Annotated in this window: 21 protein-coding genes; 16 read left to right on the top strand and 5 right to left on the bottom strand. The window is 59.1% G+C overall.

The window, feature by feature from the left end; genetic code table 11:
* The first annotated feature begins 143 nt into the window (after positions 1-143).
* Complete coding sequence (locus HER32_RS16380) at positions 144-818, top strand: tetratricopeptide repeat protein (protein WP_168682634.1); 675 nt, start codon at positions 144-146, stop codon at positions 816-818.
* A gap of 261 nt (positions 819-1079) precedes the next feature.
* Here HER32_RS16380 and HER32_RS16375 read toward each other — a convergent pair whose 3' ends face one another.
* Positions 1080-2321 carry a geranylgeranyl reductase family protein gene (locus tag HER32_RS16375; RefSeq protein WP_168682633.1) on the bottom strand — a complete coding sequence of 414 codons (1242 nt, stop codon included), beginning with the start codon at positions 2319-2321 and terminating at the stop codon, positions 1080-1082.
* A 149-nt stretch (positions 2322-2470) separates the two neighbouring features.
* Between HER32_RS16375 and HER32_RS16370 the strand changes: the two genes are divergently transcribed.
* From HER32_RS16370 to HER32_RS16360, 3 genes are all read left to right on the top strand, one after another.
* Positions 2471-3214 carry a tetratricopeptide repeat protein gene (locus HER32_RS16370; protein ID WP_168682632.1) on the top strand — a complete coding sequence of 248 codons (744 nt, stop codon included), beginning with the start codon at positions 2471-2473 and terminating at the stop codon, positions 3212-3214.
* Positions 3215-3277: 63 nt separating this feature from the next.
* Positions 3278-4027: a 3-oxoacyl-[acyl-carrier-protein] reductase gene (gene fabG, locus HER32_RS16365; RefSeq protein ID WP_149072453.1), complete on the top strand. Its 750-nt coding sequence runs from the start codon at positions 3278-3280 to the stop codon at positions 4025-4027.
* 169 nt (positions 4028-4196) lie between these two features.
* Positions 4197-4877, top strand: a complete 681-nt coding sequence (locus HER32_RS16360; protein ID WP_168682631.1) for a YiiX family permuted papain-like enzyme — start codon at positions 4197-4199, stop codon at positions 4875-4877.
* Between the two features lie 51 nt (positions 4878-4928).
* Here the strand turns inward: HER32_RS16360 and HER32_RS16355 are convergent, their stop codons facing one another.
* Together HER32_RS16355 and HER32_RS16350 are read right to left on the bottom strand one after the other, a co-directional pair.
* Positions 4929-5411: a hypothetical protein gene (locus tag HER32_RS16355; protein WP_168682630.1), complete on the bottom strand. Its 483-nt coding sequence runs from the start codon at positions 5409-5411 to the stop codon at positions 4929-4931.
* A gap of 611 nt (positions 5412-6022) precedes the next feature.
* A complete protein-coding gene (locus HER32_RS16350) occupies positions 6023-7201 on the bottom strand; it encodes an energy transducer TonB (protein WP_168682629.1) in 1179 nt (392 codons plus the stop codon).
* Between the two features lie 178 nt (positions 7202-7379).
* Here HER32_RS16350 and HER32_RS16345 point away from each other — a divergent pair, with 178 nt between their 5' ends.
* The 3 genes from HER32_RS16345 (at position 7380) to HER32_RS16335 (ending at position 11562) form a co-directional block, all read left to right on the top strand.
* Positions 7380-9452, top strand: a complete 2073-nt coding sequence (locus HER32_RS16345) for a vWA domain-containing protein (protein WP_232066289.1) — start codon at positions 7380-7382, stop codon at positions 9450-9452.
* A 309-nt stretch (positions 9453-9761) separates the two neighbouring features.
* Positions 9762-10607, top strand: coding sequence for a pseudouridine synthase (locus HER32_RS16340; RefSeq protein ID WP_168682628.1), 846 nt, complete (start codon positions 9762-9764; stop codon positions 10605-10607).
* Between the two features lie 82 nt (positions 10608-10689).
* Positions 10690-11562: an alpha/beta hydrolase gene (locus HER32_RS16335; RefSeq protein WP_168682627.1), complete on the top strand. Its 873-nt coding sequence runs from the start codon at positions 10690-10692 to the stop codon at positions 11560-11562.
* A 107-nt stretch (positions 11563-11669) separates the two neighbouring features.
* Here the strand turns inward: HER32_RS16335 and HER32_RS16330 are convergent, their stop codons facing one another.
* The gene (locus HER32_RS16330; protein ID WP_197748846.1) at positions 11670-12008 is read right to left on the bottom strand and encodes a hypothetical protein; all 339 of its coding nucleotides are present in this window, start codon (positions 12006-12008) and stop codon (positions 11670-11672) included.
* Between the two features lie 437 nt (positions 12009-12445).
* Between HER32_RS16330 and HER32_RS16325 the strand changes: the two genes are divergently transcribed.
* The 7 genes from HER32_RS16325 to preA all read left to right on the top strand — a co-directional run bounded on the left by HER32_RS16325 (position 12446) and on the right by preA (position 21314).
* On the top strand, positions 12446-13918 hold the full coding sequence (locus tag HER32_RS16325) for a CoA-acylating methylmalonate-semialdehyde dehydrogenase (RefSeq protein ID WP_168682626.1): 1473 nt from the start codon (positions 12446-12448) through the stop codon (positions 13916-13918).
* A 102-nt stretch (positions 13919-14020) separates the two neighbouring features.
* On the top strand, positions 14021-15373 hold the full coding sequence (locus HER32_RS16320) for an aminotransferase class III-fold pyridoxal phosphate-dependent enzyme (RefSeq protein ID WP_168682625.1): 1353 nt from the start codon (positions 14021-14023) through the stop codon (positions 15371-15373).
* Positions 15374-15543: 170 nt separating this feature from the next.
* The gene (hydA, locus tag HER32_RS16315) at positions 15544-16920 is read left to right on the top strand and encodes a dihydropyrimidinase (protein WP_168682624.1); all 1377 of its coding nucleotides are present in this window, start codon (positions 15544-15546) and stop codon (positions 16918-16920) included.
* A 78-nt stretch (positions 16921-16998) separates the two neighbouring features.
* Positions 16999-17394, top strand: a complete 396-nt coding sequence (locus HER32_RS16310) for a four helix bundle protein (RefSeq protein WP_168682623.1) — start codon at positions 16999-17001, stop codon at positions 17392-17394.
* Between the two features lie 61 nt (positions 17395-17455).
* On the top strand, positions 17456-18322 hold the full coding sequence (locus HER32_RS16305; RefSeq protein WP_232066288.1) for a nitrilase-related carbon-nitrogen hydrolase: 867 nt from the start codon (positions 17456-17458) through the stop codon (positions 18320-18322).
* A gap of 180 nt (positions 18323-18502) precedes the next feature.
* Positions 18503-19843: an FAD-dependent oxidoreductase gene (locus HER32_RS16300; protein ID WP_168682622.1), complete on the top strand. Its 1341-nt coding sequence runs from the start codon at positions 18503-18505 to the stop codon at positions 19841-19843.
* A gap of 91 nt (positions 19844-19934) precedes the next feature.
* Positions 19935-21314: an NAD-dependent dihydropyrimidine dehydrogenase subunit PreA gene (preA, locus tag HER32_RS16295; protein WP_168682621.1), complete on the top strand. Its 1380-nt coding sequence runs from the start codon at positions 19935-19937 to the stop codon at positions 21312-21314.
* 309 nt (positions 21315-21623) lie between these two features.
* Here preA and HER32_RS16290 read toward each other — a convergent pair whose 3' ends face one another.
* Positions 21624-21950, bottom strand: a complete 327-nt coding sequence (locus HER32_RS16290) for a hypothetical protein (protein ID WP_149072442.1) — start codon at positions 21948-21950, stop codon at positions 21624-21626.
* Positions 21951-22683: 733 nt separating this feature from the next.
* Between HER32_RS16290 and dnaK the strand changes: the two genes are divergently transcribed.
* Positions 22684-24633, top strand: coding sequence for a molecular chaperone DnaK (gene dnaK, locus HER32_RS16285; RefSeq protein ID WP_149072441.1), 1950 nt, complete (start codon positions 22684-22686; stop codon positions 24631-24633).
* 131 nt (positions 24634-24764) lie between these two features.
* Complete coding sequence (locus tag HER32_RS16280; protein ID WP_317169642.1) at positions 24765-26066, top strand: FAD-dependent monooxygenase; 1302 nt, start codon at positions 24765-24767, stop codon at positions 26064-26066.
* The last annotated feature ends 12 nt before the right edge of the window (positions 26067-26078 follow it).

The raw sequence follows: 26078 nt of genomic DNA, 5'->3' as shown, positions 1-26078 counted from the left end.
AAACCCGGGGTAAAGATAAAGAGGGAAAGTTATCCGGCTAATCTCCGCACCGGCCAAATAACTGGCGTAAAAATTGCCCTCTCGCCCGCGCTCCTCCCTTAAGTACCATTTTTCTGGATTTTCAGTTTTTCCGTTCTCGCCCTATGAAGCACCTGTTCCCACTGTTCCTGACCAGCTCCTTGGTAGGTTTGCTTGCCTTTGGCGCCCAAGCCCAAACCACAGCTCCGGTTGCCACGCCCGTAGCCGCGTCGGCTGCTCCGGCTGCAGCCCCCACCAAGGTCGATCCGGCGGTGTTGCCGCCCAAAAAGCTCACCTCTTCCGACTACAAAGCGCAGATTGTCACGTCCACGAAAGTTCTCACGGCCGACCCCAAGAACGTGGAGGCCCTGATGACGCGCGCCAAAGCGCACCTGCAGCTGAAGTCTTACGATGAGGCTATCAAAGACTACTCTGCGGCCCTCAAGCTAAAGCCCGGTGATGTGGACGCGCTGTACAACCGCGGTCTGGCTTATCTGAAGAACGACGACTCGAAGCTGGCCATGAACGACCTTTCGTCGGTGCTCCGCCTGCGCCCCGACGACAAGGAAGCCTTTTTTGCCCGCGGCGTGGCCAAAATGCAGATGAGCAACTTCAAATCGGCCCTCGGCGACTTCGCCAAGACCATTTCGCTGGATGCTGCCTACGCCGATGCCTACGAGTACCGGGGTATCTGCTATGCGTCCATCAACAAGCCCAAGGAAGCCCAGCGCGACCTGGAGCAGGCCGTGAAGCTGAACCCCGACGCGGCCAAGAGCCTGCGCAAATACGGCAAGAAGTAAGGGCCTGAATGGCTAACTGATAAATTACAAAAAGGCCCGCCTCTTAAGGCGGGCCTTTTTGCTGGGTAACGGCTCGGGAAGGGTCTGAACGAGTCTAGACTATCATGCATTTCAGCTGCATAAAAAGACAAGCAGCGGCTAGCATCCTGACTCTGGATTACTGTTACAACGTTAGCACGCGAGCTGCTTCGGCTGCGCCCCTACATGACGGATAAAACTAATCAACCAGAAAACCATTGAGCCATCCAACTATACAGCCTTTCACTTCCCCAGCAGCAACTTCACGTAGAAGCTGGGCCGGCGCAGCCGTTCCCGCAGGTCCAGGTCCAGGAACATGTTGCTGATGGTTTCAGCCAGGGTGGGGTTGCGGGCGGCACGGTTGGCCACGAAGTTGAACAGCCACGGATACTGCAGCAGGCGCTGCATGGCCCGGCTCAGGCGCAGCTCCTGCCAGAGGCGGTTGTACACGGCCTTATCGTAGCCCCGCAGAAAAGAGGCTGAGAAATCCTGGGCGGCCAGAGCCCGGCCGGCCCAGTCGGCGGCGTGGCGGCCCGAAACCATGGCGTGGCTGATGCCTTCCCCGCTGAAAGGGTCAATCAGGGAGCCCGCGTCGCCCAGCAGCAGGTAGCCTTCCCCGGAGAGGGGCCGGCGCCGGGAACCCAGCGGCAACCCGAAGCCCCGCACCGGCCCCAGCCGGCGGGCCTGGGCAAACCGGTCTTTCAGGGCCGGGTGAGTAGCCAGGATTTCATCCAGCCGCTCCCGCAGCTTCACCTTTTTCTTGGCTACGGCCGCCGACAGCATGCCCACGCCCACGTTGGCCTGCCCATTGGGCAGCGGAAATACCCAGAGGTAGCCCGGCAGAAACTCCTTGATAAAGTGCAGCTCGATGAAGTTGTCGGGGTGCAGCCCCGCTACGCCCTCGTAGTAGGCGCGCAGGCCCGCGCAATGGTGGTCGGGCTCCAGCTGGTGTCCCCCAATCTGCCGGGCAAAAGCCGACTGGGCCCCGTTGGCCACCAGCAGCACGCGGGCAGTGGCCAGGGCCGTGTCATCGGCGGCCAGCAGCTGCCAGCGCCCATCGGGCAGGCGCTGCTGGCGGGCCACGTCGGTGTTTTCGCGGAAGTCGATGAGGGGCTGCTGGCGCACCTGCTCCACCAGAAAGTTGTCGAAGTCGATGCGCTTGCTGATGTGGCCGGCGGGGCGGTCGGTGGCCGGGTTGTAGTGGGGCTTGAACGGGACGGCCAGGCGCTGCCCATTCGGCGCGTAGAAGTCAATTCCCCAGCTTGGCAGCTGCTGGGGCTCGGCGGCCAGGCGGGCGGGCAGGTCCTCCCCAATGCGGCGCAGCTCGCTGATGACCTTACCGCTAAGGGCGTCGCCGCAGACTTTGTCGCGGGGGAAGGCGGCGCGGTCCAGCAGCAGGCAGCGGTGGCCGGCCTTGGCCAGGTGCAGTGCTGCCGTAGCGCCCCCCGGCCCGGCTCCCAAAATACAGATATCTACTTCGCTCATAGCTGCCAGTTCTGCCAGCGAAGGTACAGGGTTTCGGATGCTGACCTGAACTGTTCGTTAGGCCACCAGAGAGCAGCTATTTCTCGAATGTACCCGTACAAGGCACAACTCTTTCATTTTCTGCGAATAGCTCCTTCTCTACTACGAATATGCAAACCACTTTACGCCGCCTGGGCCTGGCCGTGAGCCTGCTAGCCTTTACTACGCAGTGCGCCACCACCTCCGAAACGGAGAACCCCAATAACCGCGCGTTGCCTACTACGGCAGCGCCTGTAACGGCTGCACCAGCACCGGCAGCCGACGCTACCACCGCTGCTGTTACCCCCGCTCCCGAAGCAACCGCTCCGCCGACCGCAGCTTCGGCTGCACCCGCCGAAAAGCGCCTTACCGCCGCCGACTACAAAGCCCAGGTGAAATCGGCGGACATACGGCTGAAAACAATGCCGAAGGACTCCAAGGCCTTGCTGCGCCGCGCTAAGGCCCACAGTCAGCTAAAAAACTACACGCTGGCCATGGCCGACTATAATGCCGTACTCAAGCTGGAGCCCACCAACGCAGAGGCCTACTTCAACCGGGGCCTCACCCGCCTGCGCCTCGACCAGTACACGCCCGCCATTGCGGACTTCTCGAAATCCCTGCGCTACAACCCCAACGACAAGGAGGCCTTTTTCAGCCGCGGTGTGGCCCGCTTGCAGATGGCCAACTACCGGGGCGCTATTCCCGACTTCACCCGCGCCCTGGCCGTTGATTCCCTCTACGCCGACGCTTATGAGTACCGCGGCATCAGCTACGCCTCGCTCTATAAGCCCAAGGAGGCCCGCCGCGACCTGGAAAAGGCCGTGAAGCTGAATCCCGCTGCTGCGAAAAGCCTGCGCAAATACGCCAAAAACTAGCCCAGACCATGTTTGCCGGTGCCGGAAGTTGGCCCGTTCCTACGCTTCGGCTACCTTCGCCACATGACAAAAACGCTCGAAGGAAAAGTGGCCCTCATTACGGGCGCTTCCAAAGGAATTGGCCGCGCCATTGCGGTGCATTTTGCCCAACTGGGCGCGCAGGTGGCTTTCACCTACCTCTCCAGCGTGGAGAAAGGCCAGCAGCTGGAAACAGAGCTAGGCGCCCACGGCACCAAGGTGAAAGGCTTCCGCTCCGACGCTTCCGACTATGCCCAGGCCGAAAAGCTGGTAGAAGATGTAGTGGCTGAGTTCGGCAAGCTGGATATTCTGGTCAACAACGCTGGCATCACGCAGGATGGCCTGCTCATGCGCATGAGTGAGCAGCAGTGGGACCAGGTACTAGCCGTGAACCTGAAATCGGTGTTCAACCTCACCAAGGCGGCTACCAAGCCCATGATGCGCGCCAAAGCTGGTTCCATCGTGAACATGACCTCGGTGGTAGGCATCAAGGGCAACGCGGGCCAGAGCAACTACGCTGCTTCTAAGGCTGGTATTATCGGTTTCACCAAATCGGTGGCGCTGGAGCTGGGTTCCCGCAACATCCGCTGCAACGCCATTGCTCCGGGTTTTATTGAAACGGAAATGACCGGGGAACTCGACCAGAAGGTGGTAGACGAGTGGCGCAAGGCTATTCCGCTGCGCCGCGGCGGCACTCCTGAGGACGTGGCCAAAGCCACCGCCTTCCTGGCCTCCGACGACAGCAGCTACATCAGCGGCCAAGTGCTGCAGGTAGACGGCGGCATGCTGACGTAGTCGCGGCTTAGCCGTATCAGTACGCCTTTCCCGAACGTCATGCTGAGCCTAGCCGAGGCGTCTTACGTGCTACCATCAGAGAGCAAATTTCTGATGCAGCGGTAGAGATGCTTCGCCCAGGCTCAGCATGACGTTCTTTCTATACCCCCTATTTCCTCGTATTATCCGCATGCGCCGTCCGGTTTCCATTATCCTCGCTGTTCTGCTGCTGGTGTTGGCCGTCTGGGCCTTCCCGCGCCGGAAGCACGGCCCGGGCTCCTCAAAACGAGAGCGGCGGGCCGAGTACACTACCCTGTTTATATCCTTGAAGCTGCATCAGGGTGATTTGATTTTCCACACGTCGCAGTCGGCGCAGAGCCGGGCTATTCAACTGGCCACTCACTCCCCGTACAGCCACTGCGGGATGCTGTTTCGGCAGGGCGGCGAGTGGCAGGTGCTGGAGGCCGTGCAGCCAGTAGGCATCACGCCCCTGGAAAAGTGGATTACGCGCGGCCAAGGCGAGCATTTCGTGGTGAAGCGTCTGCGCGACGCCGAGCAGGTGCTTACGCCCACCGTCCTGCGCCGCCTCAAACGTGCCGGCCAGCAGTATCGCGGCAGAAACTACGATCAGTACTTCGGCTGGTCCGATGAACGAATCTACTGCTCCGAGCTACTCTGGAAGATGTACCAGCAGGCTACCGGGCGCGAAATCGGGCAGCTCCAGCGCCTGCGGGACTTCGACCTCTCCCACCCCGCCGTACAAGCCAAACTACGCGAGCGGTACGGCCGCCGGCTCCCCTTGGATGAGCGGGTGATTTCGCCTGTGCAGATGCTGAAAAGCCCGGAGCTGGTGACGGTGGTGGAGCGGTAACGGCTATCCGAAGCTGCCGCGGGTTGCTCGGGCAGCTTCCAGTAGTTGGATCTATCGATTAAAATGGGCTCGGACTAGGCTGTCGTATTTCTCGTGGTAACGCATCGGAATCCGATGCAGCTGGAAAGTACCTTCTTCCGTGGCCATCGTTTCACCATAATCCCCCTGCGATAAAATCTCATAATGTGCTCTTCCGGTGCGTAGCAGCGTCAGCGTATACACATGGTGGGCGCTATTATTTAGCTGGCGAACTGTAGCTGCCACCAATGAACTATCCGCCTGGCGGAAAGAGGCGGTAGCGTGTAGCTTGCCCTGTAAAGCGGCTCTAACTGCAACTGCCCCGCGCAGGCTGGCATTGGGAAAGCACCAGGTAGCATTCTGTGGTGGAGGCTGCACCACTATTTCTCCAGGTACAAGCAGCTGGCCGCTACGGGTCCAAAGATAGGCCGTCGCCAACAAGCCCATGCAAACGCCTAAAACAAGCAGCAACGGATATGCCAGCCACCGAAAGGTCTTCATCTTATAAGCGCGCATTATTCATCTTCTTCCCAGAAAGCGGTTCATCTGCGTTATGCCGCCTCCCTTTTCCAAAGCGACCTTATCGTAGACGAAACGATATAGCCACACGCCTTGGTATTCTTTTCTCAGACTATCCGATAAGGAACAACTAAAAACGTGGTAGCTATAGCGGCTCATGCCACTACGCTGGAACCCTATCTGCGCCGGCTCACCGTTGCGAATAGAAATACATCCTGCTTGCTTTAGTTTTTCCGCGAGCTTTCGTACCTGTTCTGGCCTCCAGCCGAAGCTTCGTACTACTGAATCCAGCGTAGCACGTGTATGCATTCCAATAGAGTAGTGTTTATAGTTGATGCCAGAAGCCCCGTACCCTAGCCGGGTTATACTGCCCTCTTCAAATTCTATTTCGATGTGCTGGCTGTGAGGAACCAAGGAATCATAATACGCTAGCAGTGAACTTATTTGAGGCTGATGGGCGCGGTAATGTGCTAGTAAATCCGCTTTAGAGTAGGTATTATCATCCATACTCCACGCCGACGCCCCGCTGCAAAATGCTACGCTATATAGGCAAGCTGTTCCCAGCAAAGCCCACGAGAACACCCTAGTTAACAGCTGTAAAAACTTCATTATTTCTCCTTCTCATAAGGAAACGGCAAACTAACCCGGATTTCGTGGTCTTCGCCAGCGTGGTTTAGGAAGCGGGCGGCCCGCATGACGCGCAGGGCTTCTTCGTCGCAGCCGCCGCCCAGGCTTTTTACCACCGTCACATCCTGGGGAATACCTTGCTTGTCGATGCGCAGTTCCAGCGTGACGCGCCCTGTAATATGCTGCTGCCGGGCCGCGGCCGGATATTGGAGCTGCGCGTACAGCGCCTCGTAGCCGCCAATCAGCTCTACCGGCGACTTTTCCTCTTCCACAACTGGGCGCGGCGCCACGTAGAGGGTCAGCGGGTTGGGGTTGAGGCTGGCCGTGGGTACTTGGTAGGAAATAGACCAACGCTTCAGGTAATCCTCCAGCGGCTCCATCCCGATCTTGGCCCGCCGGGTGTTCACGTTCGGCTCATCCTCAATAGGCTGGAGCTGATATTGGCCGTTGACGGCGGGACCGAGCTGGGAGCCGTACAGCTGCTTTTCGCCTTTCTCAACTCTTAACCGGTCAATCAGCAAGGCCAGCGACGACCAGCGAAGCTCGCCCTTGTCGGCGGCGGCGGTAAGCAGAGGCAGGTACTTCTCGTCGGGGTTGTGCTGAATCACGAGAAAGGCTACCGACTGCTGATACTCGCCCACCAACGATTTGCCTGGGTAGCCGTGGACGGTAATTAGGCTGTCGACCTGCCGGATCAGACGGCTATCTAGCGTGCTTTGCTGCTGCATAGCGGCCCGCAGCTGCGGAGAGTCGGGGCCGTAGGTGCGGTCGGCCTCGGCGGCTACGCGCCGGAACTGCTGGTCCTGGTGGCCGATTTGCCGGATGAGGGCGAGTAAGGGCTGGTCGAATTGGGCTTCGTGGCGCTGCTGGCGGGTGCGGGCCTGCGCCAGCACTCGGGGCCAGGCAGACAGGGTCCTCAGCCCGGCGAAATCAGGCTCTTCCTGCAACGTTTCGGGGGAGTAGTAGCCGGTGGCCACAGCGCGTTTCAGGAGCCGCAGGGCGGCCGGCACATTGTTCTGCCGGGCCGCTGTTCGGGCCTGCTGATACAACGCCGAAGCCGGCGCAGCAGCCACAGCTCCGACAGCTGGCTGGCTGGTGACAGAAACAGCGGAGGCAGTCAGGCCCAACGCTACCAGGGCAGTAGTAAGATAGTGAGGCATACGACAAGGATAAGCTGCGCTAAGGGCGCTAATAAACAAGTGACCTAAGTAAGCAATTCTTTTTTACCTGCTTGTCCGCCGCCATCTTGCTACCTTCGCTCCCACCCTGTTCTGCTCGCCTGCGCAACCCTACGGCGCTGCTTGGGGTTCTTGGTGCAGCCGCTATTCCCTTCCGCTGTTGATCTTCTCTGCTTCTCCCTGGTTTATCTTGGTGTGCCTGCTGGTAGGCGCGGGCTATGCCGTCCTGCTGTACTCGGCCAAAGCGCCCTGGGGCCGGCCGCTAAACTACGTCCTAGCCTTTATCCGCTTTGCCGTCGTAAGCTTTCTGTGCTTCCTGCTCCTCTCACCCTTCCTCAAAACCACCACCACCACCACCGAAAAGCCCACTGTGGTGCTGGCCGTGGATGACTCGCAGTCGGTGGGGCTGTTTACGCCGGGCGCAGTGCTTTCCCAGGCTACCCGGGGCTTGCAGCAGCTTACCCAAACCCTTACGGAGCGCGGCTTTCGGGTAGAAACGCGCCCCCTCAGCCAGCCCACCCACCTTAGCTCCCCCGATTCGCTGCGCTTCACGGCCGCTACGTCTAACCTCGACGGACTGCTCTCCACTGTCGGCGACGCCTACGACGGGCGCAATCTGGCGGGCGTGGTCCTGGTCTCGGATGGTATCGTCAACCAAGGCCGCTCGCCGGTATATTCGGAGTATCGTTTCCCGGTTTACGCCGTGGGCGTGGGCGACACCCTGCCCAAGAAAGACCTTAGCCTATCCAATCTCACCTACAACCGCGTCGCCTTCAGCGGCAACCGCTTCCCGCTGGAAGTTGAAATCGGCTACGAAGGCTTTGGGGGCAGCCCCGCCACGGTGCAGGTGCGCGAAAACGGCCGGGTGCTGCAAACCCGCCGGGTAACGCTGCCAGCGAATGGCCGAAGGACCAAAACCACGTTTCTGCTCACCGCGCCCGCGCCCGGCAAACGCCGCTACGAAGTACTGATTGAGCGGCAGCCCGGGGAGTTCACCTCCCTCAATAACCAAAAAACGGCTTACATCGACGTGGTGAAGGGCAAGCTGCGGGTGCTGTTGGCCGGCGCCGCCCCCCACCCCGACCTGAAGGCCCTGCGGGCGGCCATTCTCCAGAACAATAACTTCGAGCTAATCACGTACCTGCCCGGCATTGGCGGGCTGCCCGCCCCCACCTACGACGTGGCCATTCTGCACCAGCTGCCCGCCCAGGGAAACCTGGGAGGAGAGCTGCTGGCCCAAGTGCGCAACCGCCGCGTGCCGACCCTGTTCGTGCTGGGCGCGCAGTCGGACCTGGCAGCCTACAACCGCCTGCAAACCGGGCTTACGGTGCAGCCACGCGGCGGCCAGACCGATGAGGTAACCCCCGTTCCGAACCCAGCCTTTGCCCGCTTCACCTTTGAGGAAGACGCTTTGCGCCGCTTTGCGGAATACCCGCCCGCGCCGGTGCCCTTCGGGCAGTTTAGCTTGAGCGGAGCAGCCGAAGCGGCGCTTTGGCAGCAGGTAGGCCGCCTGAAAACACAACGTCCCTTGCTGGTCTTTGGCGGCTCGCCCCAGCAAAAACAGGCCACGCTGCTCACCGATGGCAGCTGGCAGTGGCGTCTGCAGGAAGCCGTGGAGCACGATGCCCGCCCCGAAGCCTACGACCGGCTGATCATCCGCACGCTGCAGCTGCTCACCCAGAATGCCAACAAAAAGCGCCTCGATGTGTACCCCACCCAGGACGACTTCACCACCCAGGACGACGTGACCCTGGGCGCGGAAACCTACAACGCGGTATTTGAGCGGGTGTACGGTCAGCCCGTCATACTCACGCTCACCGACGAGCAAAAACAGACGCGCACCTTCCGCTTTGTCCCTACTGAGGATGGCGCCCCGCTGCACCTCGGCCCACTGGCCGGGGGCCTCTACCGCTACCAGGCCCGCGCCACCCTGGGTGGCCAGCCCCAGCAGGATGCCGGGGAGCTGCTGGTACAGAAGCAGCAGCTCGAAGCCCTGGATGCCCGCGCCGACCACAACCTGCTGCACCAGCTGGCCCGCCGGAGCGGCTCGCGCCTCTATTATCCGCAGCAGTTTGCCCAGCTTGGGCAGGATATCCTAAAGGCCAATTACAAGCCCGTCATCTACGAGCAGGAAGACTTAAAGGAGCTCATCAACCTGAAATGGCTCTTTTTCCTGCTCCTGGCCCTGGTAACGGCCGAATGGGCAGCCCGCAAGTACTCTGGCGGAATATAAGCCGGTAGCCGCGAAGCCGGACTAACCTGTCCCCGGGGCACCGTCGTCCAGCCCGGTTTCCCACCACGCAGCTGCTTTACGTTTTTGGAGTGTGTCAAAAACGTAAAGCAACTGCGTGGTGGATTTTGCTTTACCTTTTTAAAGAATGTTAAAAAGGTGAAGCAATTGCGTAGTGGATTTTGCTTTCGGGTTTTACAGCATCCGGAAAACCGAAAGCAAAATCCACTGCGCGGGCCGCTGCTTTCTGCTGCTGGTCCGGGAGAAGAATAAGCCGCGGTGGGTTGGCTTATCCCTTGGTACCTTTGCGCCATGCGCTACGTCCTGCTCAACAAACCCTACGAAGTCCTCACGCAGTTTACCGACGAAACCGGCCGGCAGACGCTCAAGGATTTCGTGCAGATTCCCAACATCTACCCCGTCGGCCGCCTCGACTTCGACTCCGAAGGCCTGGTGCTGCTCACCGACGACAAGCAGCTCCAGCACCGCCTGTCGGAGCCGCGGTTTAAAGTGCCCAAAACCTACTGGGCGCAGGTAGAGGGCATACCTACCGAGGCGGCCCTGGAAAACCTGCGGCGCGGCGTAGACCTGAAAACCGGCTACACCTCCCCGGCCGAGGTAGAATTGCTACCCGAAGCCCCCGTGCTCTGGGAACGAAGCAAGCCCGTTCGCTTCCGGGCCAACATCCCCACCAGCTGGGTGCAGATTCGCATTTCGCAGGGCATGAACCGGCAGGTGCGCAAAATGACGGCGGCCGTCGGCTTCCCCACCCTGCGCCTCGTGCGCGTCAGCATTGCTGATTTGAACGTGGAGAAGCTACAGCCTGGCCAGTGGCGTGAACTGACGACGGCTGAGGTACAGGCCCTGCGCGAGGATATGGCGGCCCAGACCGCGGCAGCCGGCACCTTCAAAACGCCCGGGAAAGGAGTAGAATTCTGGCCGGGGGGCGTCCCCCCTTCCACCAAAGCCTTGAAAGCCGCCGGCCGAAAAGCAGGCCCAGCCGCAAGCAGTGGCCGCAAGCCCGCCGCTGCCGGAACCAGCAGAGCGGCCGGCAAGCACGCTAAGGGTCGTGCAGCCGGTCGGCCCGGCACTGCCAGCAAACCGGGCGCCGCACCTAAGCCGGGCACTGGCCGCTCAGCGGGAAAACGCGGCCGGTAACCATGCGGCGGCGCACAAAAATCGGGCTGCTGGCGGGGGTACTGGCCTTGCTTGGCCTGAACGCCGTGGCCTTTTTCCACGCGTGGCGCTTTACGCACTTCTCCACGGAAACGGGGCCCGCACCGGTCACCCCGAGCGGCTTACGGGCTGGCGCAAGCTGGCCGTACTGCTGACCGGCGTGGCTAACCCCAAACCCGTCAACTACGCTACTCCGACATTTCCTTACCAAACGGTGCTCCTGCCGGGCCCCAATGGCCGCCTCGAAGCCTGGTACGCGCCGGTGCCCGGAGCGCGCGGCACGGTGGCGTTGTTTCACGGCTATACCAGCAACAAATCGGCGCAGCTCACGGAAGCCGCCTATTTCCGCCAGCTTGGCTACTCCATTTTGCTTACCGACTTTGCCGGCAATGGTGGCTCCGAGGGTAACCGGTGCACCGTGGGCTACCGTGAGGCCGAGGACGTGCGTGCCGTGTTCCAGTGGCTGCAGCGTCAGCAACCGGGCCAGCGCATTGTGCTCTACGGCGTGAGCATGGGTGCCGAGGCCATCTTGCGGGCCGAAAGTGAGCTAGGCGTGCAACCGACAGCCAACATTGTAGAATGCCCCTACGGCAGCATGCTGCAGACGGCACGCAACCGATTTACGGCCCTGCGCGTCCCGGCCTTCCCCTTAGCCAACCTGCTGGTGTTCTGGGGCGGCGTGCAGAATGGTTTCTGGGCGTTTGATCTGGATGCTACCCAGTTTGCTACGCGCATCAGCACGCCTACTCTATTGATGTGGGGCGAAGCCGACCCACGCGTCACGCGGGCCGAAACCGATGCTATTTTCCAGCATCTGCGCGGCCCCAAGCAGCGTCAGGACTTTGCCGGTTCCGGCCACGAGCCCTACTGGGTGAAGCATCCCGCGCTGTGGCAGCAACGCATTCAAACCTTCCTGACGGCTGACTTGAGCCAGTAGCCTGTTTCTTCGCAACAACGGCCCGGCCTCCGCCTAGATTGAGGGCAGGGGCCGGGCCGGTGAATTTAAGGAATTGGGAAAGCGCAAAAAGTTCTTGGCGCTTAGGACTACTTCCGCTTTTTGTTGGCCCCATCTACGCTTCCGGAACCTTGGGAGGTGCTGTCGTTGGGCTGGCTGTTGCGAAACTCCTTGTCTGAGCTATCAGCCCCGCGCTCATCTGAGGGAGCGGCGTGGGAGCCTTGCGGGCTCTTGAGGTTAGGGTCTAACTTGCCTTTTTTTGCCCCGCCGCTGTGGCCCTCACGGCTGGGCACGTTTTCGCCGCGCGTGTTATCGGCCCCGCCTGGCACGGGTCCTTCATGCGGTCCGGGCTGCTGCCCGCTTACGCCGCCTACTTGGCCACCAAAGTCACTTTGCTTTTTTTCGAGGTGCTCATTCTTGCTTTTCATATGCATCAGTAAGGCTGGTACAACATGGTTTGCGACCGGTCACGGTGCCTGACTATGGTACGTACAGGAATAACTTATTGGTTATAAATATTCTATATTTTGTTATATTGATGAGCTTCAGAGCTAGACCTCGACCAACCGCAACCCTGTACTCAATTTCTTAAATTGAGCAGTAATGAACTCGCCAGCTCCCAGCATTAGCTAAATAGCATTTTATACAATCCCAGCTTTGGCTTCAGCATTGACACGTCAGCCCAAAAACAGCACCAAATACAGACCACATCTTACTGCCACAGTTCGGACGCAGGCAACTGCTATGATCTATTTCCGTGGCTTACAGCAACCCCAACAGCTGTAGGGTAGAAAAATTAAATTTTGGCAGCAGTAGGAGGTTTTGTAAAAACCCATTACTTGCGGAAACATACTAGCACCGGCATATGGAAGTAGAAACTGTAAAATACCCAGCTATCCGCAACTATGTAGGCGGCCGTTTTGTGGAGAACACAACGCCGGTATCCTTGGATGTGTACAGCCCGCTTACGGGAGCTGTCATCTCTACCGTACCCTTAAGCGGCCCTGCTGCTCTTGACGCTGCCGTGCAGGCCGCCCAGGCGGCTTACCCAGCGTGGTCGGCGACGCCCATTAAAGAGCGGGTGCAGATTTTCTACCGCTACAAAACCCTGCTGGAGCGCGACATGCAGGCCCTGGCCGAGCTGGTGCGCGAGGAAAACGGCAAAACCTACGACGAAGCCCGCGCTGAGGTAGAAAAGGCCATTGAGCTAACCGAGTTTGCCTGCTCCATGCCCCAGCTGATTCAGGGCGAGTTTCTGGAAGTAAGCAAGGGCGTGGAAGCCCGGGTGGAGCGCAAGCCCCTGGGCGTGGTGGCCAGCATTGCCCCCTTCAACTTCCCCAACATGGTGCCCCACTGGACCATCCCGAACGCGCTGGTACTCGGCAACACCATGATTCTAAAACCCTCGGAAGTGGTGCCGCTGAGTGCGGGCCGCATTGCCGAGCTGCTCAAGGAAGCCGGCCTGCCCGACGGGGTGCTCAACATCGTGCACGGCGACCGGGAAATTGTGGAAGCCATCTGCGACCATCCGGCTATCCAGGCCGTGTCGTTTGTGGGGTCTACCAAGATTGCCAAGGTTGTGTATATCCGCGCTACTTCGAATTTGAAGCGCTGCGTGGCGCTGGGCGGGGCCAAAAACCATCTGATGGTACTGCCCGATGCCCACCCCGATATGACGGCCTCCAACGTGGCCGCGTCCATGTCGGGCTGCGCGGGACAGCGCTGCATGGCGGGCTCAACCATGGTGGGCGTAGGCGCCGTAGACGATATCGTGGCCAAGATTGTGGAGGAAGCCCGCAAGATCGTGCCCGGCCAAAACCTGGGCTCCGTGATCAGCAAGGAAGCCAAAGAGCGTATTGAAAAGCACATTACCGAAGCCGAAGCCGCCGGCGCCAAAGTCCTGCTCGACGGCCGCAACGCCCGCGTGGAAGGCCACGAAGACGGTTACTACGTAGGCCCCACGGTAGTAGACTACGTGACGCCCGCTATGCGCATTGCCCAGGAAGAAGTATTCGGACCAGTGCTGGCTATCCTGCGCACCAACACCCTGGACGAGGCCCTGGCCATCGAAAATGCTAACCCCTACGGCAACGCCGCCGCCGTATTTACCAGCAGCGGCAGCTCGGCCCGCTACGTGATGGACCACGCCAACGCCGGGATGATTGGCGTGAACATCGGGGTGCCCGTGCCGCGGGAGCCGTTCTCCTTCGGCGGCTGGAACGAGTCGAAGTTTGGAGCCTGCGACATCACCGGCAAAAGCTCCATCGAGTTCTGGACCCAGCTCAAGAAAACCACCACCAAGTGGAACCCCGAGTCGCGGGTGAACTGGATGAGTTGAGTTGTATATGCTGTTAGCTATTGGCTGACAGCCGTTAGCCAAGGGCGAATCATTCACCATAAACCAGCTGTTAGCGAATAGCTATCAGCTAACAGCTTAACCATGGAAACCACCTTCGACACCGATAAGCACCAAATCCTGCAGGATAACCTCGACCACACGCTCTTTTCCTGGTCGAAGCAGGCGGGGCTGAGCCCCATAAGCGCCGAGCGGGCCGAAGGGGTGTATCTGTGGGACCGGGACGGCAAACGCTACATCGACTTTTCCTCCCAGCTGATGAACGTGAACATCGGGCACGGCGACCAGCGCGTGACCGAGGCCGTAGCAGCCCAGATGCGGGAGTTGAGCTACGTATATCCCGGCATGATTACCAAGGCCCGCGGTGATTTGGGACGGAAACTGGCGGAAATTACGCCAGCCAACCTGACCAAGGCCTTCTTCACCTTGGGCGGGGCCGAGGCCATTGAAAACGCCATCAAGCTGGCCCGCGTGTACACCGGCCGCCACAAGATTGTCACGCTGTACCAGTCGTTTCACGGGGCTTCGTACGGAGCCATCAGCGCTGGCGGCGACCCGCGCAAGTTCGCCGTCGACTCCCAAGCCATGCCGGGCGTGGTGCACGTCGAAAACCCGTATTTCTACCGCTGCCCCTGGTACAGCAGCACGCCGGAAGAGTGCGCCGAGCGGGCCGCGGCGGCCATGGAGCGCATCATTCAGTATGAAAACCCGGGCAGCGTGGCCGCCATCATTCTGGAAGGCGAGTCGGGCACGTCGGGCTGCATTAAGTACCCGCCTACCTACTGGCAGCGGGTGCGCGCCATCTGCGACAAGTACGGCATCCTGCTGGTGGCCGATGAGGTAATGAGCGGCTTTGGGCGCACGGGCAAGTGGTTTGGCTCCGACCACCACGGCGTGAAGGTGGATTTAATGTGCATGGCCAAGGGTATCACGGCCGGCTACCTGCCCCTGGGCGCGGTGATGGTGGATGAAGCCATAGCCAAATCCTTCGACGACAAGCCCCTGCCCCTGGGCCTCACCTACTCGGCCCACCCCGTTTCCTGCGCCGCCGCCGTGGCCGTACTGGACATCTACGAGCAAGATAATCTGCTCGAAAATACCGTCACGCTGGGCAAGCACCTCGACGCGCGCATGTGCGACCTGATGGGCCAGCACCCCAGCATCGGCGACTGGCGCAACACGGGCTTGTTTGGCTGCATTGAACTGGTGAAAAACCGTCAGACCAAAGAGCCCATGGCACCCTGGAACGCGGCCCCGCAACAGATGGAAATCATGAACAAAGTGGCGGCCAAAATCAAGGAACTAGGCATGTACACCTTCGTGCGCTGGAACTACATTTTCGTAGCGCCCCCGCTGAGCATAACCAAGGAGGAGCTCGACGAAGGGCTGGACATCATCTCACAGGCCATTGCCGTGGCCGACGAGTACGTGCAGTAATCCGAGTACCAGGGCCTGCTGCCTGCCGAGGCTGCTTCCGGCGTAGCGCCTTCTTTCTATTTCGTTGTCCTTTAAGGCTTTTTCTACGAAAGCCTGGCGCGGCTTATTTGCTTTTCCGAAGCCGAAGCGGTACATTTTCTTTTTAAACCACTCCCCTTTTCTTCTACGGCATGGCGTCTTTGCTTATCCGGAATGGTCGCGTGATAACCGCCGACTCCGACAGTGTGTGCGACATTCTGGTGGAGGGCGAAACCATTGTGGCCATCGGCAAAAACCTGCCCGTGCAGGCCGACGAGATAATCGATGCTACCGGCAAGCTGGTGATGCCCGGCGGCATCGACCCACACGTGCACTTGGACATGCCATTCATGGGCACGTTCAGCTCCGATACGCACGAAACCGGCACCCGCGCTGCCCTACACGGCGGCACCACCACGGTTATCGACTTTGTGCTGCAGAAGCAGGGCCACAGCCTGCGCGAAGCCCTCACCGAATGGCAAGGGCGCGCCACCGGCACGGCCGTGGGCGACTACTCCTTCCACATGGCCGTGACGGACTTCAACCCCAGCACCAAGGAGGAAATCAAGGACATGGTGGCCGAGGGCATCACGTCCTTCAAGACCTTCATGGCCTACAAGGGCGCACTCATGATTGACGACGCGCAGATGGTAGGGCTGATGCAGGAAGTGAAAAAGCACGGCGGCCTCGTCACGGCTCACGCCACCAACGGCGACATGATTGACACGCTCATTGCCCAACACCGGGCCGCAGGCAAGCTCACGCCCCGCTACCACTACCTTTCCCAGCCCGAAGTAACCGAGGCGGAAGCCTCGGGCCGCTTCGCCGACATTGCCAACTACACCGGGGTGAATAGCTACATCGTGCACCTTACCTGCGAGGGTGCGCTCAACCAAGTGCGCCGGGCTACGGAGCGCAACCAGCGGGTGTTCGTAGAAACCTGCATCCAATATCTGCTGCTGGATGCCTCACTCTATGGGGACGACTTTGAGGGGGCCAAGTGGGTAATGTCGCCGCCGCTGCGGGAGAAAAAGGACCAGACCACGCTCTGGGCCGGCATCAACCAGGGGCTGGTGCAGGTGGTAGGCACCGACCACTGCCCGTTTATGTGGGAGCAGAAGAAAATGGGCGCCGACGACTTTTCGAAGATTCCGAATGGGCACCCGGCCATTGAGCACCGCATGGAGCTGCTGTTTTCCGAGGGTGTGATGAAGGGCCGCATCAGCCCGCAAAAGTTCGTGGAAGTAACCAGCACCAACGCCGCCAAAATCTTCGGCATGTTTCCGCGCAAAGGCACCATCAGCATCGGCGCCGACGCCGACCTTATCCTCATCGACCCCCGAAAAAAGCACACCATCTCGGCCGAAACCCACCACATGAACTGCGACTACTCCGGCTACGAAGGCTGGGAGCTAACCGGCAAAATCGACACGGTGTTGCTACGCGGCCAGGTAGCCGTAGATGCAGGCGAAACAAGGGTTTCTAAAGGATACGGCCGCTTCATTCGTCGCGGGCGGGTTCAGTTTTGAGTTTCGGGTTTAGCGTTTCGAGTTGAATCGGACTTCAAACCCAAAACTTTAAACCCGAAACTCAAAACTGAAAGAATTATGGCTACCATCCAATGTTTCGAGGAGCTGGAAGCTTGGCGGAAAGCTCGGGAAATGGCAAAAGCCATTTATGGGATATCCAAAAAAGGTGAGCTGGCGTGGGATTTTGCCCTGCGCGACCAACTGCGCCGGGCAGCAGGTTCGGTGATGGACAATATTGCGGAGGGCTTCGATCGGGGCGGCCGGGGTGAATTTCTGCAGTTTCTGGGCATTGCTAAGGGCTCGGCCGGTGAGGTTCGTTCTCAGCTATACCGAGCCTTTGACCAACAGTACTTGACCCACGCTGAATTTGAGATGCTCACGGCCCAAACTGATGAAATATCACGCCTTATCAAGGGATTACAAAAATACCTCAATGCCACCACAGTTAGGGGTGAACGATACAAACCCGCTTGATGAGACCTTATTAATGGCAACAACTCGAAACCCAAAACTCTAAACCCGAAACCCAAAGTATATGCCCAGAATTGTTAAATCCGGCCTGATTCAGATGAGTTTGCCGATGACGGAAGGCGAAGGCAGCATCGAGGAAATCAAGGAAGCCATGGTGCAGAAGCATATTCCGCTGATTGAGGAAGCCGGCCGCCAGGGCGTGCAGATTCTCTGTCTGCAGGAAATCTTCAACACGCCCTACTTCTGTCCCGGCCAGGACAAAGCCTGGTACGCCTCCGCCGAGTCGGTGCCCGGCCCCACCACGGAGCGCATGGCCGAGTACGCCAAGAAGTATAACATGGTCATCATTGTGCCGGTGTACGAGCGGGAGGCGGCGGGCTTCCTCTACAACACCGCCGCCGTGATTGACGCCGACGGCACGTACCTGGGCAAATACCGCAAAAACCACATTCCGCACACTTCGGGCTTCTGGGAGAAGTTCTTCTTCAAGCCCGGCAACCTGGGCTACCCGGTGTTTCAGACCAAGTACGCCAAGGTAGGCGTGTACATCTGCTACGACCGGCACTTCCCCGACGGCGCCCGCGTGCTGGGCCTCAACGGGGCGGAAATCGTGTATAACCCCTCGGCCACGGTTGCCGGCCTCTCCCAGTACCTCTGGAAGCTGGAGCAGCCCGCTCACGCTGCCGCCAACGGCTACTTCATGGGCTGCATCAACCGCGTGGGCGAGGAAAAGCCCTGGAACCTGGGCCGCTTCTACGGTACGTCCTACTTCGTGGACCCGCGCGGCCAGATCATTGCCCAGGCCGACGAGTACAAGGACGAGCTGCTGGTCAGTGAGTTTGACCTCGACATGATAGACGAAGTGCGCGCTACCTGGCAGTTCTTCCGCGACCGGCGCCCCGAAACCTACGAGAAACTGGTGGAGCTGTAAGGGTTTCGGGTTTGGAGTTTTGGGTTCCGAGTTGGCTTCCTGCCTGTTTTACGCCCAAAATTCCTGCCTTCTTCCAGGCTGTGCGGACGGCCAGCAAAAAACCAGACAGAGCAGCTAACAGCTCTATTGTCCACACAGCCTAACCCGAAACTCCAAACTCCTAACCCGAAACTCCCCCAAATGGCCGAATACGCTACTCCCACGACCGAGCAGGAATTCGCCGAGAATTTTGCCCAGCTTAAGCCGCTGATGAGCAACTCGGAGGCCCTGCTGGAAAGCTCCCGCTGCCTGTTCTGCTTTGATGCGCCCTGCATCAAGGCCTGTCCTTCCGGTATTGATATTCCGCTATTCATTCGGCAGATCAACTCCGGCAATGCCACCGGCGCAGCCCGCACTATTTACGAGGCCAATTACTTCGGCAATGCCTGCGGCAAGGTGTGCCCCACGGAGGTGCTCTGCGAAGGCTCCTGCGTGTACACGGCTACCGGAGCCAAGCCCATCGAAATCGGGCGGCTGCAGAGCCACGCCACGCGCCAGGTCATCGACCAGGGCAAGCACTTGTTTCAGCCGGGCGCGCCTACCGGGTTTCGCGTAGCGGTGATTGGAGCCGGGCCAGCGGGCATTTCCTGCGCCTGCGAGCTGCGCAAGCTGGGCCACGAGGTAGAGGTGTTCGAGGCGAAAAGTAAGCCTTCGGGCCTGACGCTTTATGGAGTAGCACCCTACAAAATCACCAACGAGGAAACGCTGGCTGAAATGGCGTACCTGGAAGCGCAGTTTGGCTTTCGGGTGCACTACAACCATGCCATCAGTACACGCCCCGACCTGGAAAAGCTGGAACAGGCATACGACGTTATCTTCCTGGGCATCGGCTTGGGGCACACGTCGTCACTGGGTTTACCGGGTGAAGACCGGGAAAACTGCGTGGGCGCGGTGGAGTTTATCGAGCAATTGCGCATCCGGCAAGAGCAAACCACCGTAGGCCGCAAGGTAATTGTGCTGGGCGGCGGCAATACGGCCATGGACGCCGCCTCGGAGTCGGCGCGGCTGGGCGCGGAAAAAGTGGTGCTGGCCTACCGCCGCGGCAAAGAAGAAATGGGAGCCTACGAGTTTGAGTACGACCTGGCCAAAGGCGTGGGTGTGCAGGGACTTTTCAACGTGGCCCCGCTGGAAATCGTGGGCAACGGCAAGGTGGAGGGCGTGAAGTTCGTGCGCACCGCCACCCTCAACGGGCAGGTGCAAACCGTACCGGGCTCGGAGTTCGTGGAGGCCTGCGACATGGTGATAAAAGCCACCGGCCAGGCCAAGCAAACCAGCTTCCTCAGCCTCATCCCTGAGCTGCAGGTAGATGGCAAAGGCCGCATCGTCTTCAACCCCAACACCGGCCAAACGACCAACCCCCGCTACTTCGCCTCGGGTGACGCGGCCAACGGCGGCGCAGAGGTGGTAAATGCCGCCGCCGAAGCCAAAGCCGCCGCCCACGGCATTCATCAGTATCTGACAAAATCCCACCTGTCATCCTGAGCGAAGCGAAGGACCTTACACACCTGCCTTTCTAGCGTGATAAGGTCCTTCACTTCGCTCAGGATGACAGCCGTTTTTAACTCTACTTCCCATGCCCGACCTCTCCATAAACTTTGCCGGTATTAAGTCGCCCAATCCATTCTGGCTGGCTTCGGCGCCGCCCACCAACTCGGGGTACCAGGTGATGAAGGCCTTCGACGCGGGCTGGGGCGGGGCCGTGTGGAAAACCCTGGGCGTGCCCGTGGTGAACGTATCGAGCCGCTACGGCAGCGTGGACTACCGCGACAAGCGCATGATGGGCTTCAACAACATCGAGCTGATTTCGGACCGCCCCCTAGCCGATAACCTGCGTGAGATTGAGGAAGTGAAGAAGCGTTTCCCGCACCACGCCGTTATAGCCTCCCTCATGGTGCAAAGCCGCCAAGAGTGGCACGACATCGTGCGCGACGCGGAAAACGCGGGCTCCGACGGCATCGAGCTGAACTTCGGCTGCCCCCACGGCATGTGCGAGCGAGGCATGGGCTCGGCTGTGGGCCAAGAGCCCGAGGTGCTGCAGACTATTGTGGAGTGGGTAATGGAAGTGGCGCGCATCCCGGTTATCGTGAAGCTCACGCCCAATATCAGTGACATTACTGAGCCCGCTATGGCCGCGCGACGCGGGGGCGCCAACGCCATTTCGCTGATCAACACCATCCAGAGCATTGTGGGCGTGGACCTGGACTTGTTTGCCCCCTACCCGATTGTGGATGGCAAGGGCAGCAACGGCGGCTACTGCGGGCCGGCCGTGAAACCCATTGCCCTGAACATGGTGAAAAACTGCGCCCAGCACCCCGACGTGCGCCTGCCCATTTCCGGCATCGGCGGCATCGAAACCTGGCGCGACGCGGTGGAGCACATTCTGCTGGGGGCCTCCTCGGTGCAGGTGTGCACGGCGGCCATGCACTACGGCTTCGGCATCATCCGGGAAATGACCAGCGGGCTGGAGCAGTACATGAGCGAAAAAGGCTTTCGTACCATTGACGACATGGTGGGCCGGGCCCTGCCCAACGTGAAGCACTGGGAAGACCTCAACCTCAAGTACAAAGTCACCGCCCACATCAACCCCGATAAGTGCATCGGCTGCCAGCTGTGCTACACGGCCTGCGAGGACGGCGCCCACCAGGCCATCAAGCTCAACGCGGGCACGCGCATTCCCGAAATCATCGACGAGAACTGCGTGGGCTGCAACCTCTGCTCCCTGGTGTGCCCCGTGGAGCAGTGCATCACCATGGAGCGGCGCGACGACGGCACTCAGCACCAAACCTGGAAAGAGCGCACCGCCGCCGACGATATTCCCGTCACCTTCAACGATGAGCGCGCCGGCGGCCTGCACCACTGGGTACCCGAGCCCGCCGCCGCCCTGGGTAAGGAGAAGCACAAGACGCTGCCGGGTAAGGCGCGGCAGTATCAGGAAGTAGTGGTGACGGAATAACTGAAACGCACCGAATTCCAACTGCACTTAGCACAACGCACCCGAATCCAGCTGGATTCGGGTGCGTTTGGCATTTGATCAATTCCAGTTTCAAGAATTACTTATACTATCATTTAAGTAACGAGCAGGTATTTGCGAAGGCTGGAAATTCATTGATTGTCCAGCCCGATACAAATGCTCATTTGAAAATATGTTGTTGAAGTTATGAACTAAAGTTGAACGTCGAGCCCGAACCGATGTTGATGCTTGGACATAATTGATGTTACAATGTCCAGCCCTACTTTTGCAAATACTCTTGCTGGCAGCATTTTAGCTAATTATATAGTTATATGTTTGCACTAATTTCCATTTGCCATTCTCTTTTCGAAATACAAATGTTCCCCAATATCCACCCAATCCGCAGTTGCAATCTTCATTGATATTTATTATTGCTGTTTTGTTGTCTGATGAAACAATGGGGAGTGAAATCTTATATACAAAATCAAGTTTTCTGTCACAACTGTCAACTATTTCTGTAGAATGTTTTGTATCTGGATTATGTGCATAGTATTCAATTTTATCTTCTTTTATATTTTGTGACTGTAGTATTTTTTGGGTAAAAACATAGAGTTTGTCAAACAAACTAAACTCCTTCATATTATTTTCAAAAATGGCAATCCTGTTGGTTTGTTTATAAACTTTTAAGAAGTAAAGGCTATCGTCTTTTATTATTTCGTTTAGTATTTTATATTTTTTTTACCTCGGAAGTGAATGTTACTGAGTAATAGACTCCAAGGATTAGCATGACAGATATATATGTTTTTCTTTTCATTAAGGCTTAAAAATAGGGTGAGTGTCCAAATTGCTGCTAACATTCAGGTTGCCGCTACTCCTCAGCTCTGCAAGTAGCGGCAATCCATCCATAGTACGCTATGAAGTAGCGTAATCTAGCCCAAATTAGGTGGGATTATGCTACTCCCTACTTCAGACGCCAAATTTTTCCGACAAACGACCGGGTCGCGGTTTAATCCCACTTCCGCCGTCGCTCGGCTGTGCCGGGGCGTTCTGCGCCATTCGAACCATTTTTAACAACGGCGCGGCCGGATTCGCGGCACAGCCGCTCAAGCGTAGCCGTCACTCAGCATAGCCAAGCGACGGCGCGGGCTTCTACGCAACGCCCACTTATGCCCGCCTGGCAGAGTATCCAAAGCCGCTTGCACCCGTAGAAGTCAGACCGTCGGGTTTTCGAGCCAACAAACATGCAGAAATGACAATCTGTCACGGAAAACCCGCTTCAACCGGGCTGGTACGCGTCTTGTAATTCCCCCGGCGTGAGTGCTTCGGCGCTCCTGAACCTGACACCTCAACACCCTAACGATACTCCTGAACAATGGGAAAAATAATTGGTATTGACCTCGGCACCACCAACTCCTGCGTGGCCGTAATGGAAGGCAACGAGCCGGTGGTGATTCCAAACAGCGAAGGCCGCCGCACGACTCCGTCGATTGTAGCCTTCCTCGACAACGGTAAAGGCGAGCGTAAAGTAGGTGACCCGGCTAAGCGTCAGGCCATTACCAACCCGCATAACACCATTCAGTCGATCAAGCGTTTTATGGGCCGCAACTTCTCGGAGGTTTCCGAAGAAGCCAAGCACGTGGCCTACGCCCTGGGCAGCGGCTCCAACAACACGGTTGGCGTGAAAATCGGCGACCGGCAGTACACGCCCCAGGAAATTTCGGCTATGGTTCTGCAGAAAATGAAGCAGACCGCCGAAGATTACCTCGGCCAGCCCGTAACGGAAGCCGTGATTACGGTGCCCGCCTACTTCAACGACGCCCAGCGCCAGGCCACCAAAGAAGCCGGTGCTATTGCCGGCCTCGATGTGAAGCGCATTATCAACGAGCCTACGGCCGCCGCTCTGGCTTACGGCCTCGACAAAGACCACTCGAACCACAAAGTAGCCGTGTATGACCTCGGCGGTGGTACGTTCGATATTTCGATTCTGGAGCTGGACAACGGCGTATTCGAAGTACTGAGCACCAACGGTGACACCCACCTCGGCGGCGACGACTTCGACCAGGTTATCATCAACTTCCTTGCGGAAACTTTCTCTTCTGAAAACGAAGGCCTCGACCTGCGCAAGGATGCTATGGCCCTGCAGCGCCTGAAGGAAGCTGCGGAGAAAGCCAAAGTAGAGCTGTCTTCTTCGACGGAAACCGAAATCAACCTTCCTTACATCACCGCTACGGCCTCGGGCCCCAAGCACCTGGTGGTGAAGCTGAGCCGCTCGAAGTTTGAGCAGTTGGCCGACTCGCTGATTCGTCGCTCGATGGAGCCGGTGAAGAAAGCCCTGCAGGATGCTGGCCTGAGCACTTCCGACATCAACGACGTGATTCTGGTAGGTGGCTCGACCCGTATTCCGCGCATCCAGGAAGAAGTGGAGAAGTTCTTCGGCAAGAAGCCTTCCAAGGGTGTAAACCCCGACGAAGTAGTGGCTGTGGGCGCGGCCATCCAGGGCGGTGTACTCACCGGTGAGGTGAAGGACGTGTTGCTGCTCGACGTGACCCCGCTTTCGCTGGGTATCGAAACGATGGGCGGCGTGATGACCAAGCTCATCGAGTCGAACACCACGATTCCGACCAAGAAGTCTGAGACCTTCTCGACGGCTTCCGACAACCAGCCTTCCGTGGAAATCCACGTGCTGCAGGGCGAGCGGCCCATGGCTTCGCAGAACCGCACCATTGGCAAGTTCCACCTCGACTCGATTCCGCCAGCACCCCGCGGCGTTCCGCAGATCGAAGTAACCTTCGACATTGATGCCAACGGCATTCTGCATGTAACGGCCAAGGATAAAGGCACCGGCAAAGAGCAGAAAATCCGCATCGAAGCTTCTTCCGGCCTCTCGGACGCCGACATTGAGCGCATGCGCCAGGAAGCCCAGGCCAACGCCGAAGCTGACAAGGCCGAGCGCGAGAAAATCGAGAAAGTCAACCAGGCCGACTCGATGATCTTCCAGACCGAGAAGCAGCTGCAGGAGTACGGCGACAAGCTGAGCGGCGGCAACAAAACGGCCGTAGAAAACGCTCTGGCCGACCTCAAGAAAGCCCACGAGAGCAAAGACCTCGGTCAGATTGATACGGCTATGGCCGCCATCAACGCGGCTTGGCAGGCTGCCTCGCAGGAAATGTACGCCCAGAGCGGCCCCGCAGGTCAGCCCGGCGCCGAAGGTGGCAACCCCTTCGGCGGTGCCGGTCAGCAGCCCGGCGGCAACGGCCAATCGGGTGCCGGCCACGACAACGTGACCGACGTGGACTACGAAGAAGTAGACGGCCAGAAGTAATCGGCTGATTTGAGTTAAAAAAGGCCCGGCAGAATATCTGCCGGGCCTTTTTGCGTCTGGGCGTTTTCCAGCACGTCATGCAGAGCGGAGCGAAGCATCTCGCGTGCTGACACTAGGACGTCATTCCGAGCTTGCCGAGGAATCTCGCTAGTGTAGTAATTACCACCGCAACATCAGCACGCAAGATTCCTCGGCAAGCTCGAAATGACGTTCATAACACCGCCTGGCCTTTGCCGAAACCATTCCGCCGCTACCTTTGGGCCGCACCAACTATCCGCGTTTCTATGGCTAACTTTCTCATCATCGGTGGCGGTATTGCAGGCTTGGCCACAGCCCAAGCCTTGCTACAAGCAGGACACCAAGTGCAAGTGTTTGAAGCGGCGCCGGCCCTACGGGAGGTGGGCGCCGGCGTAGTGCTGGGGGCCAATGCCATGCGGGCCCTGGCCCAAATGGGGCTCCACGCGGCCGTGCAGGCTCAGGGCTTTCCGCTCACGGGCATCGGCCTGCTGGAGGAGAATGGGAAACCCCTCAACACGGTAGATACCCGCCCCTTCACGGATCGGCTGGGCTATGACAACCTCGCCATTCATCGGGCTTCGCTGCAGCAAGTCCTGCTGGCGGCCCTGCCCGCTGACTGCGTACACCTGGGCAAGCGCCTCGCCCGGTTTGAGCAGCACGATGCGCAGGTCACGGCTTATTTCGAGGACGGCACCCAGACGACGGCCGACGCCCTTATTGGTGCCGACGGCATCCGGTCGCGGGTGCGGCTGCAGCTACTGCCCGGCAGTCATCCGCGCTACGCGGGGTACACCTGCTGGCGCAGCGTGGTGCAGGCATCGTCCCTGGGCCTTACAGCGGGTGAAACCACTGAAACCTGGGGGCGCACGGGCCGCTTCGGCATGGTGCCGTTGGGCAACGGGCAGGTGTACTGGTTTGCCTGCATCAACAGCCCGGAGGCGAATCATGCGCCCTTCAAAGCATTCCGCATGAGCGACCTGCAACAGCACTTTGCGAGCTTCCACGCGCCCATTCCGCAGCTGCTGGCTTTAAGTACCGATGAGCAGCTGGTGTGGGGCGACATTCTGGACCTGAAGCCCCTGCCGCACTTTCACTTTGGCCGGGTGCTGCTCATTGGCGACGCCGCCCACGCGACGACGCCCAACATGGGCCAGGGCGCGGGCCAGGCCGTGGAAGATGCCGCCTCTCTCGCCCGCTGCCTGCACGCTACTCCTGACCTGCCGGCCGCCTTTCAGCAGTTCGACCAGCGCCGCCGCCCCCGCACCACGCGCATCGTGGAGCAGTCGTGGCAGCTGGGGAAAGCGGCGCACCTGAGTAACCCCTTGCTGATAAAGCTGCGCAATGTGGCTATGCGGAGTTTGCCCAGCAGCCTCAACACCCGCCAAATGGCCTTTCTGTACGAAGGCGGAGAGTAGGCCCGGTGCGTA

The organism is Hymenobacter sp. BT18, from assembly GCF_012273015.1.
Classification (GTDB): domain Bacteria; phylum Bacteroidota; class Bacteroidia; order Cytophagales; family Hymenobacteraceae; genus Hymenobacter; species Hymenobacter lutimineralis.
Note: the sequence above shows the minus strand (reverse complement) of the source record. Positions and strands in the feature narration are given on the sequence as shown.

Bases quoted from the DNA above. Each gene is read 5' to 3' on its own strand.
- HER32_RS16330 (WP_197748846.1), bottom strand. From the start codon at position 12,008: ATGAAAAGCAAGAATGAGCACCTCGAAAAAAAGCAAAGTGACTTTGGT.
- HER32_RS16350 (WP_168682629.1), bottom strand. From the start codon at position 7,201: ATGCCTCACTATCTTACTACTGCCCTGGTAGCGTTGGGCCTGACTGCC.
- HER32_RS16305 (WP_232066288.1), top strand. From the start codon at position 17,456: ATGCCCAGAATTGTTAAATCCGGCCTGATTCAGATGAGTTTGCCGATG.
- fabG (WP_149072453.1), top strand. From the start codon at position 3,278: ATGACAAAAACGCTCGAAGGAAAAGTGGCCCTCATTACGGGCGCTTCC.
- HER32_RS16310 (WP_168682623.1), top strand. From the start codon at position 16,999: ATGGCTACCATCCAATGTTTCGAGGAGCTGGAAGCTTGGCGGAAAGCT.
- HER32_RS16355 (WP_168682630.1), bottom strand. From the start codon at position 5,411: ATGCGCGCTTATAAGATGAAGACCTTTCGGTGGCTGGCATATCCGTTG.
- dnaK (WP_149072441.1), top strand. From the start codon at position 22,684: ATGGGAAAAATAATTGGTATTGACCTCGGCACCACCAACTCCTGCGTG.
- HER32_RS16290 (WP_149072442.1), bottom strand. From the start codon at position 21,950: ATGAAGGAGTTTAGTTTGTTTGACAAACTCTATGTTTTTACCCAAAAA.
- HER32_RS16300 (WP_168682622.1), top strand. From the start codon at position 18,503: ATGGCCGAATACGCTACTCCCACGACCGAGCAGGAATTCGCCGAGAAT.
- HER32_RS16360 (WP_168682631.1), top strand. From the start codon at position 4,197: ATGCGCCGTCCGGTTTCCATTATCCTCGCTGTTCTGCTGCTGGTGTTG.
- preA (WP_168682621.1), top strand. From the start codon at position 19,935: ATGCCCGACCTCTCCATAAACTTTGCCGGTATTAAGTCGCCCAATCCA.
- HER32_RS16325 (WP_168682626.1), top strand. From the start codon at position 12,446: ATGGAAGTAGAAACTGTAAAATACCCAGCTATCCGCAACTATGTAGGC.
- HER32_RS16380 (WP_168682634.1), top strand. From the start codon at position 144: ATGAAGCACCTGTTCCCACTGTTCCTGACCAGCTCCTTGGTAGGTTTG.
- HER32_RS16340 (WP_168682628.1), top strand. From the start codon at position 9,762: ATGCGCTACGTCCTGCTCAACAAACCCTACGAAGTCCTCACGCAGTTT.
- HER32_RS16375 (WP_168682633.1), bottom strand. From the start codon at position 2,321: ATGAGCGAAGTAGATATCTGTATTTTGGGAGCCGGGCCGGGGGGCGCT.
- hydA (WP_168682624.1), top strand. From the start codon at position 15,544: ATGGCGTCTTTGCTTATCCGGAATGGTCGCGTGATAACCGCCGACTCC.
- HER32_RS16320 (WP_168682625.1), top strand. From the start codon at position 14,021: ATGGAAACCACCTTCGACACCGATAAGCACCAAATCCTGCAGGATAAC.
- HER32_RS16370 (WP_168682632.1), top strand. From the start codon at position 2,471: ATGCAAACCACTTTACGCCGCCTGGGCCTGGCCGTGAGCCTGCTAGCC.